Below are 9,309 nucleotides of genomic sequence, written 5' to 3' on the forward strand. Positions count from 1 at the left end.
TTTTTGTCATAACGTCATTATTACGGCGGAATAATTTATTTTGACCATTTTATGAACAGAAAAAGTTGTTCAGATCAGTGGGGGGCAGAATAAAATAAAGGCGTGTTACTAACACGCCTCTAAGAATGTGCAGTGATGAGCTGCACACACTGGAGCAGATTAAAATTGGTAAGAGGCAAATAGGCGCAGGGTTCTGGGCTGGCCCGGTCCGACAAACTCAGTAGACTCTATATCGTCATAAATATCTTCTAACACCTCGTCGGCCTCGCCGTAGGTACCAAAGGTTTCAAACTCGGTATCAAACACGTTTTCTAAACGCAGACCCACGGTAATGCCGCTACTGTGGGCATAAGTGGCGCTCAGGTTAACCAGGGTGTAGCCGTCCAGTTCGCGGTTTTCGTTGGCTTCATCGCCACGGAAATACTGGCCAGAAGCGTAATCTACATCGGCGCTGATAAACAGGTTTTCAATCGCAGGGTAGGTTACCTCAAAACCGGCCTGCCATTCCGGCTGGCCCGGAATATTATCCCCCGGCATTACCTGACGTCCTGGCCCCATCGGGTTTTGTGGGCTGAAAGACACATAGGGGGTTTCAAACGTAGCCTGTAAATAGCTCACATTGGCTGAGATTTCCAGATCTTCATATTGCTGAAGCAGGCTGACTTCGGCGCCCTGACGACGGGTTTTATCCACGTTCACAAAATAGCCCACTGAGGCGCGGTCGCCCGCTTGCTGGAAGATAATGTCGTCTTTGCTTTCACTGCGGAATAGCGCTGCGTGTAGCAGGCCGTTCTCCAGCGAGTAGTTTACGCCCACCTCGAGGGTGTCGGTGCGTACTTGATCAAGCGGCGGATCGGCGACAAAGCCATTAGGTAATTTACACGGGTCGTCTTCGTCGGCGCAGCTTAACTCTGCCGGGCTGGGCGTGCGTGAAGACTGACTGTACGACGCATAGGCATGATAACCATCGTTGCGATAATGCACCGTGGCTGAAGGGTTAAAACGGCTGAACTCATGGTTGCCGTTCAGCGAGCCTTCGCCCACTTCCACGCCATCGACCATATCAATAGTAGACTTGTTGTAACGGCCGGCGAGGGCCAGTTGCCAGTGCGGATTAAATTCAATCACGTCACTGATAAACAGGTAGGTGTGTTTTACATCGGTATCCAGGCGCACTCGTGAACCTTCATCGAATACGCCAATACCGGTTACGCCACGGCTGTCGGCTGGCGTATCGTTGTCGAGCACGGCAAATTCGGTGTCACTGCGAAACGAGATATCAGCGGTATCAATACCCAGACCCACTACCCAGTTGTGGGTTAACGAGCCAGATTGAGTTACGCCGGCAAGCTCAGCACTAAAACCGTAGCTTTCTTGTTCGGTTAAACTGGTATTGGCGGTACCGTCGAGGGTATCCGGGTCAGCGCCTGAAATGGCTTCCAGTGGCACCAGAGGGTCGAAGCCAACAAACTGTATGGCATCATCCTCTTCAAACTCTTCTTCTTCTTCGCCTTCCTCTTCGTCTTCATCGCCCTCGGCTAATTCGGCTTCTTCATCTTCTTCACACAATGTTTCACCATAGCCTACGTCACATTCCTCGTAGTCACTGTCGTCACCATTGTAAGTTTCGATTTCGTTTTCGCGGAAGTAGGCGTTAACACGCACCACTAAATCGTTGTTGAGTTGCCATTCGTGATTGAGGTTAATAAAGCGCAGACTGGTAAAGGTTTGGTCCGGGCGGGTATAAATGGCATCACGGCCTTCATAAGGGATCAGATCAACCGGAATAGCGCCGTTACCAATCAGGTCGTTATCGTTGGCCGCCAGAGTAATTCGGGTAGCTGAGACTTTACCTTTATGGGTAATGTTAGCCAGGCCTTGTTGAATATCACTGGGTGAATAGGCGCGCCAGCCGTCTTCTTCGTACTTGTTTACATTAATGTAGTAACCCCATTCACCGTTGTTGCCGCCGGATTCCAGGTTAATACCCTGCTGACCAAAGTCGCCGCCCATCACGGTGACTTTGTTGTGCGGGAAGCTAAAGCCGTCTTTACTGTTTAATATCAGCGCGCCGCCCAGCGTATTCTGACCAAATACCGGGTTAGCACCGGAGACCAGGGTGACAGATTCCAGCGCCGAAGGTGGGATCAGATCCCAGTTTACCGTATCACCGAAAGGCTCGTTAAAACGGGTACCATTAAAATACACCGCCAGGCCCTGAGGTAAGCCCAGCAGTGGTGAAGCCGTAAAGCCGCGGTATTGTAAATCAGCCTGGAACGGGTTGTTTTGCACATCGTTAATCGACACGCTGACCAGCTGATTATCCAATATGCGCGCCAGCGAGTTGCCATTGTCTACATCGAGTGCATCCGCATCAATCGTCTGGCTGGCCGGGGAGTATTCGGTTAAGCCGGAAACAAAACTCAGTGGTGACTGTCCATACACGGTGACTTTTTCGACATCAGTCTGACTGTCCTCGGCCTGTACCTGAAAACTGCCTGCGATACAGGCTGCAAGGTAGAGATAAGTGGTTTTTTTCATTGAGTTACTTCCAGTCCGTTTTCATCGATACATTACGCTGCTGGTGGGTATTACCAGGGTTTGTATTCTTTGTGTAATTACGTGGTTAATATGACGTAAGTATGAGAAGAGATGCGCTGCAATCCAAGGGAGCTATTCCCTTATATAACCGGGAAAAGTTCCCGGTTTTAGCCTCCGCGACTTTCGCTACAGACCAAGTGATTAGCGATTTAGTGCTAAAGTAGTAATGTGTTGTCTGCAGCCGCGCAACACAGACTATCCGGCGACTACTATCTGGCGACTAAACGAAAGGTAAATTCAGTTCGCATCAATCCGTGAGTGGCGCTTTTAGTGCTTCACTTGATTGCTCAACTCAGAGTGTTTCCCGGTAGTATCTGCGGTCAGCTTTCGTATAAGATGCAAAGCCTTTTTTCTTTACAAGCAGGTGCCGCAATTATGACAAAAGCCAAAATACTGGCTGTCCCTACCAATATCATTACCGGCTTTCTTGGTGTGGGCAAAACATCGGCCATCTTACATTTATTAGCGCAAAAGCCAGCGGATGAACGCTGGGCCATTCTGGTCAATGAGTTTGGCGAAATAGGCATTGATAAAAGCTTGTTTGATGGTCAGTTGAATAATCAAAGTAATGTTTTTATTCGGGAAGTGCCGGGCGGGTGTATGTGTTGTGCGGCAAGTCTGCCGATGCAGATAGCCCTAAACCAGTTATTGGCAGAGTCCCGCCCTCATCGGCTTATTATTGAACCCACCGGTCTCGGCCACCCCAAGGAAGTCATGCAGGTTCTCACTGCCGAGCATTATCAACCGGTGCTATCCATACACAAAACCATCACCCTGGTGGATGCCCGTAAATTGAGTGATGCAAGATATACCAGCCACGATACCTTCAATCAGCAACTGGCTATCGCCGATGTTGTTGTTGGTAATAAACAGGATTTGTATAGCACTGACGAGGGTGAGCGTTTAGCACACTATGTGAGAGAACATTGTCAGGCGGGTACGGAGTTGCTGCTGACCGAGCATGGGCAAGTGTCGCTGGCTAGCCTTGACGGGGCCGCTGCAAATTATCAACAGCCGCAACATCATGAAGAGCATCAGCACCACAATCATGGTCATCATCATGCTGCCAACGAAAAGCCACTGGCTGCAGAGCAAGAGTTGCCAATTGGAGGGATGTTATCGGCTGAAAACAGCGGCGAAGGGTTTAACAGTGTGGGGTGGCGCTTTGCACCGGATTGCTTGTTTGATTACCACCAACTGCGTTTACTGTTAGCGAGCGTGGAAGCGGAAAGGCTAAAAGGCGTATTTATTACCGATGCCGGCATATTTGGCTACAACCTCACGGCGGATGGATTAACCGAAATAGCCCTTGATGAATGTGCTGAGAGCCGGGTTGAAATCATCGCTACTGAGCTTCCTCCTGAGTTGCAGGCTAACTTGCGGGCGTGTGTAGGTAATGGGATGAGTTAGCAAATTTTTTATAATAGGTGGCTTTTCTACGGTTGCTGAGTGTTATGTTATATTATATCATTCGCAGCCTTTCTCACTCACTTACACATAATCAATGAAGCAGTCGTTATTATATTCATTATTCGTTTTATCTGCTGGTGCAGCAGCGCAGGATAACGTTTCACCCATCGCACAAAACCCGGCGCAGCCAAACGGTGAAGAAGTCGAGCATATCGAGGTGAAAAAGCACTATCAGCCTTATCGGGGCAATGTGCCATTAATCGATACGCCACAGGCAGTTGATAGCATTAACGCTACCTTGCTGGAAAACCAGGGGATTACCCGGTTTATTGATGCGCTGGACTTTTCACCGGCCATTGTGCGCCAGAATAACTCTGGTGGCATGTTCGATAGCTTTGCCATTCGTGGTTTTTCCGGCGATGAAAACAATCCTACCGGCTATCTGGTTAACGGCTTTAACGTGCGTGGTTACAGTGGCAACAGAAGTACTGCGAATATTCAGACCATTGAAGTCATGAAGGGGCCAGGTTCGGCTCTCTACGGGCAGGGTGAGCCTGGCGGCACCATTAACGTAATTACCAAAAAGCCGCAGTTTGACGAGCAGGGTTATATTCAGGGCACCGTTGGCAACTTCGATAAAAAGCAGGTCGAGTTTGACTATACCAACGGCCTCAACGATGAACTGGCCTATCGCCTGAATGGCTCTTATGAAGACTCTGATACCTATCGGGATCACGTTTTTTTCAAGAATCTGAATCTGAGCCCCTCGTTAATCTGGAACCTCTCGGCCGACACCAGCCTGAGTTACGAAATGGAAATTCTCGACCAGGAAAAACCACTCGATCGTGGCATATTTATTCTGGATAACCACTTTGATGACGTTGACGTGGAAGCATTTTACGGCGATGTGCGCGACGGGGCTCATGAGGTAAAGGCGGTGGGTCATCAGCTGGTGGTTAATCATGAGCTGACCGAAGACTGGCACTTACTGTCTGGCCTGGCTTACCGGGATTCTTCCATGCAGGGCATGTCTTCTGATACCGAGCTTTCAGCGGGCCGGCAATTACTGTATACCGATCCGAATATTCTGTCGCGGCAGCGCAGAACCCGCGACTATCAGGCCCGGGACTTATCGATTCGGTTTGAGTTAAGCGGTGAGGTTACGCTGGCTGGCATGACCAATAACCTGTTGGTAGGTTTTGATTATTACAACTATCACCTGGATACCGATTATCGTCGCTGGCGTACAGCCTGGGACGCAGGGGATACCACATACAGCATCAATCCGGATAACCCGGACTACACCATTTTCCGCCCGGAAGTGTCCCCAACCACTTTCACGGCTGAAAAACAACAGGGTCTGGGCTTTTACGCGCAGGATCTCATTGAACTCAATGCTAAAACCAAGCTGTTACTGGGTTTTCGGGTGGATAAGTTTGAACAGGATATCCTTAATAAGATCAATGACGCAGAGCAAAGCCGGGACCAGTCTGTAGTAACTCCAAGGGTGGGCGTTGTTTATGATGTAAACGACAGCATTAACCTGTACAGCAGTTATGCCGAAGGTTTCAGACCAAACCCAGGCCTGGATTCCGACCGTAACGCGTTTGATCCGGAGGAAACCACCTCGTTTGAAGTGGGTGCTAAATGGCAGAATCTGGCGGGTATCTTCTCTGGTAGTGTGGCGATTTATGATGCTGAAAAAACCAACATGCTTACAGCTGAACCCAATACCGGGTTTTCCGCTACCCTGGGTACGGTAGAAAGTCAGGGGGTGGAGTTTCAGCTGACAACCGATGTATCAGTAAATACCAGTATCGACCTGGGCTATGCCTATACCGATGCCAAAACCGCCAATGAGGTAAACAACCTTGATTGGGGCGTGCCAATCCCGAAAGGTTCGCGCTTGATCAACATTGCCAAAAACTCGGGGTATGTGTCGCTGAATCACTTTAATGAAGTGATGGCCCGGCCAGCCTTTTTCTCCGCTATCATGCGTTATGTGGGAGACCGCCTGGGCGAGACCACGGATGCGAGCTATCTGTTACCGTCTTATACGCTGGTAAATCTCGCCGCCTCGGTAGAGCTGAGTCAGCAACTGAGTGTCCGCTTCGACGTGAACAACCTGTTTGATAAGACTTACTTTGAAAACTCCTATCATAAGTTGTGGACCATCCCTGGCGCACCGTTGAACTACAACGTCAGCGTGAAATACCAGTTCTGATTTTTTGTGAACGATAAGGATCTGCATTGCACACATGGATGTTATGTTATATTGTAACAATTGTGGGGTGGTTAAATTCATCAACCTATATGCGGAGCAATGCAGGTCCTGCCCCGGACCTTTAAGGAACAGACTATTGACTATCTATCTTAAACTATCTCAGCTTTTGCCTTTCAGCCTGCTGCTTGTTGGCGCCGTGAGTGTTACTCATCAGCCGGTGTCAGCCGCTGAAGCAGCACATGTGCATGGACAGGGGAGCTTGTTGATTGCTCAGCAAGAAAACGTCTGGCAGTTGCAATTTCGTTTGCCAGCCGCGGATATACAGGCTTTTGGACATACTCAACCAACAGGAGAGAGTGCTGATAGCATTTTGGCATTGAAGCAGACTCTGGCTTCTCCCAAAAAAGCTTTCGACCTGATCGGCGGCAATTGTCGGCTGGCTGGGCATGAGTTTGATTTCGCCAACCATGAAATGCATCACCATGAGCATGCTCAACACTCTGACACTGAGACGCACTCTGAAGTCACGTTAAGCTACTCCCTGCACTGTGAGCAAGAGCCTCAGAGAGTAAAGGTTAATCTGTTTGATATCGCCTCATCGTTAGAACTGCTGGACACGCAATGGTCCATCAGTGCCGGACAGGGAAAGGCAGACCTAACGCCATCCGCCCGATACATCAGTTGGTAAGCCGCAGCCAATGCTAAACCGGTTTTACCAGAAAAATGAGGTAAACAGTGATGTTCATCTCACTTGTCCGTGTTACTCAGTATTCACATTAAAGGAGTCATTGTATGGAGCAAACTCAATCACTGGGCGATAAACTGGCCATAGGTTTGTCGGCACTATGTGTTATTCACTGTCTGGCCATGCCCGTGCTGCTCATCATCCTGCCAACTCTGGGCGCAGTTTTAGCCGATACTCACGAATTATTCCACCAGGTGATTTTGTTTTTTGTTTTACCCGTTGGCCTGTTCGCACTCATCGCCGGCTATCTTCATCACCATACTCGTACTGTATTGATTAGCGGATGTGCGGGGCTTGGGTTACTGCTACTCGCCGCCTTGTTCGGCCACGACTATCTTGGCGAAACGGGAGAGATCTCACTAACCGTAGCGGCATCAATAATGATTGCAGTTGCCCATATCCGAAACTTTCAGCTAAGACCCCGGAGTAGCCGATGAAGGCAGCAAAACGTTTACCGGTAACGGTGCTCTCAGGCTTTCTGGGCGCCGGTAAAACCACCGTACTGAGCCATATCCTTAACAATCGCGAAGGATTGCGCGTAGCGGTGATCGTTAATGACATGAGTGAGATTAATATTGATGCAGCGGTGCTTAAGAACGAGGTCAGTTTAAACCGCAGTGAAGAAAAACTGGTGGAAATGAGCAATGGCTGTATCTGCTGTACGTTACGCGAAGATTTATTAATCGAGGTACGCGAGCTGGCTAACAGTGGTAGGTTTGATTACCTGGTGATTGAATCCACTGGCATCTCCGAGCCCTTGCCCGTAGCCGAAACCTTTACCTTTGAGGATGAAGACGGCGTCACCCTGGCCGATGTTGCCCAGCTCGATACCATGGTAACCGTGGTTGATGCAGTGAATTTCTCTAACGACTTCGAGGAAGCGAAATACCTGCAGGAAGCCGGCGAGTCATTGGGTGAAGACGATGAGCGAAGCGTTGCCGATTTGTTGATTGATCAGGTGGAGTTTGCCGATGTCATACTGATCAGCAAAACCGATTTGGTGGATGAAGCAGCCATTACCCGGCTGAAGGCCATTTTAACCACGCTCAATACCCGAGCCCGAATCATTCCTATTTCACAGGGGAATATTGATGTGAAAGAGGTATTGGGGACCGGCTTGTTCGATTTTGAGCAAGCGCAACTGGCACCGGGTTGGCTAAAGGAAATGCGCGGCGAGCATATTCCGGAAACCGAGGAATACGGGATCAGCAGCTTTACCTATACCGCCAGGCGGCCTTTTTATCCCCAGCGGTTTTATGATTTTCTGCATAACGAGCGTGGCTACGGCAAGCTGCTTCGATCCAAAGGCTATTTCTGGCTGGCCAGCCGACCATTTTATGCCGGTCAGTGGAGCCAGGCTGGCGGCATTGCCCGTTATGGCTATGGCGGTATGTTCTGGAAAGCGGTAGATCCTAAAGACTGGCCGGAAGACGAAGAGTACCGCCAATCCATTATGGAACAGTGGCAGGAGCCTTTTGGTGATATGCGTCAGGAACTGGTATTCATCGGCCAGGATCTTAACGAAAAAGCCATCCGTGAAGCGCTGGACAATTGCTTGTTAGACGATGAAATGCTGGTAGCAGGGCGTGCAGGCTGGCAGCTATTACCCAACCCGTTTCCAGCCTGGGAGGCCTGAGTATGAGTACTGCATTTTCCTTTAGTCGTGATATTGATGTGGCAGTGCCGCAGCAAGCGTTTGGTGGTCAGACCGATGTTCTGGCCGATATTTATGAGCCGCAGTTCAACATGGCAGTGTGGCAACGACCACTGGCAGGATCCGTGCAACGTGCGGTAAAGCAGGGCATAAACGCAGGGCTTACACTTAATGTCACAGAAGAAGTGCCGGTTAGTGAAGCACTGGAAACACTGCAGGCGAATTATTCACTCAGCCATTGGCGGCCAGCGTTAAGTGAAGAAGTGGCGGCGCTGGTGGATATGTTCGGTTGTTTGTTCGACACTGAGTTAGTGGGCCTGCGTTTGCGCACGCTTAACAGTGCCATGTGCCCGAAGTTTCATTTCGACCGGGTGCCTTGCCGCCTGGTGATGACCTATAACGGCAGTGGTACGCAGTGGCTACCTAACCAGTGTATTGCTATTGAAGATGGCAGGCTGATTTGTGATGTTGATAATCATAGTGAAAACATTCGTACCTTGCGAGAAGGCGAAGTTGCGCTGCTGAAAGGCTCCATGTGGGCAGGCAATGAACACACGCCGCTGGTACATCGCTCGCCGCAGGTAGAGAGCAGCCAGCCACGGCTCCTGCTCACGCTGGATGCGATGTAAAATAGCAAAAATAATGGGGTCAGAGTACATTAATCTGACTATTAAT

Annotated in this window: 7 protein-coding genes; 6 read left to right on the forward strand and 1 reads right to left on the reverse strand. The window is 49.7% G+C overall.

Annotated elements, in window-relative coordinates:
- Window positions 1-159: 159 nt before the first annotated feature.
- Window positions 160-2,541, reverse strand: coding sequence for a TonB-dependent receptor (locus tag AC27IB_RS06560; RefSeq protein ID WP_487119724.1), 2,382 nt, complete (start codon window positions 2,539-2,541; stop codon window positions 160-162).
- A 435-nt stretch (window positions 2,542-2,976) separates the two neighbouring features.
- On the opposite strand from AC27IB_RS06560, the gene AC27IB_RS06565 reads away from it, so the two are divergent.
- The 6 genes from AC27IB_RS06565 to AC27IB_RS06590 all read left to right on the forward strand — a co-directional run bounded on the left by AC27IB_RS06565 (window position 2,977) and on the right by AC27IB_RS06590 (window position 9,263).
- A complete protein-coding gene (locus tag AC27IB_RS06565) occupies window positions 2,977-4,011 on the forward strand; it encodes a CobW family GTP-binding protein (RefSeq protein WP_487119726.1) in 1,035 nt (344 codons plus the stop codon).
- Between the two features lie 94 nt (window positions 4,012-4,105).
- Window positions 4,106-6,235: a TonB-dependent siderophore receptor gene (locus AC27IB_RS06570; RefSeq protein WP_487119728.1), complete on the forward strand. Its 2,130-nt coding sequence runs from the start codon at window positions 4,106-4,108 to the stop codon at window positions 6,233-6,235.
- A gap of 136 nt (window positions 6,236-6,371) precedes the next feature.
- Entirely contained in the window at window positions 6,372-6,923 is a 552-nt protein-coding gene (locus AC27IB_RS06575; RefSeq protein ID WP_296044726.1) for a ZrgA family zinc uptake protein, read from the forward strand.
- Window positions 6,924-7,027: 104 nt separating this feature from the next.
- The gene (locus AC27IB_RS06580; protein ID WP_487119730.1) at window positions 7,028-7,417 is read left to right on the forward strand and encodes a MerC domain-containing protein; all 390 of its coding nucleotides are present in this window, start codon (window positions 7,028-7,030) and stop codon (window positions 7,415-7,417) included.
- A complete protein-coding gene (gene zigA, locus AC27IB_RS06585) occupies window positions 7,414-8,616 on the forward strand; it encodes a zinc metallochaperone GTPase ZigA (RefSeq protein WP_487119732.1) in 1,203 nt (400 codons plus the stop codon). The genes AC27IB_RS06580 and zigA overlap by 4 nt, the downstream gene beginning before the upstream one ends.
- Before the next feature lie 2 nt (window positions 8,617-8,618).
- Window positions 8,619-9,263 (forward strand): DUF1826 domain-containing protein, encoded by a 645-nt coding sequence (locus tag AC27IB_RS06590; protein ID WP_487119734.1) that lies wholly within the window; start codon window positions 8,619-8,621, stop codon window positions 9,261-9,263.
- Window positions 9,264-9,309 lie beyond the last annotated feature (46 nt).

This window comes from Alteromonas sp. 4NH20-0104, assembly GCF_057547795.1.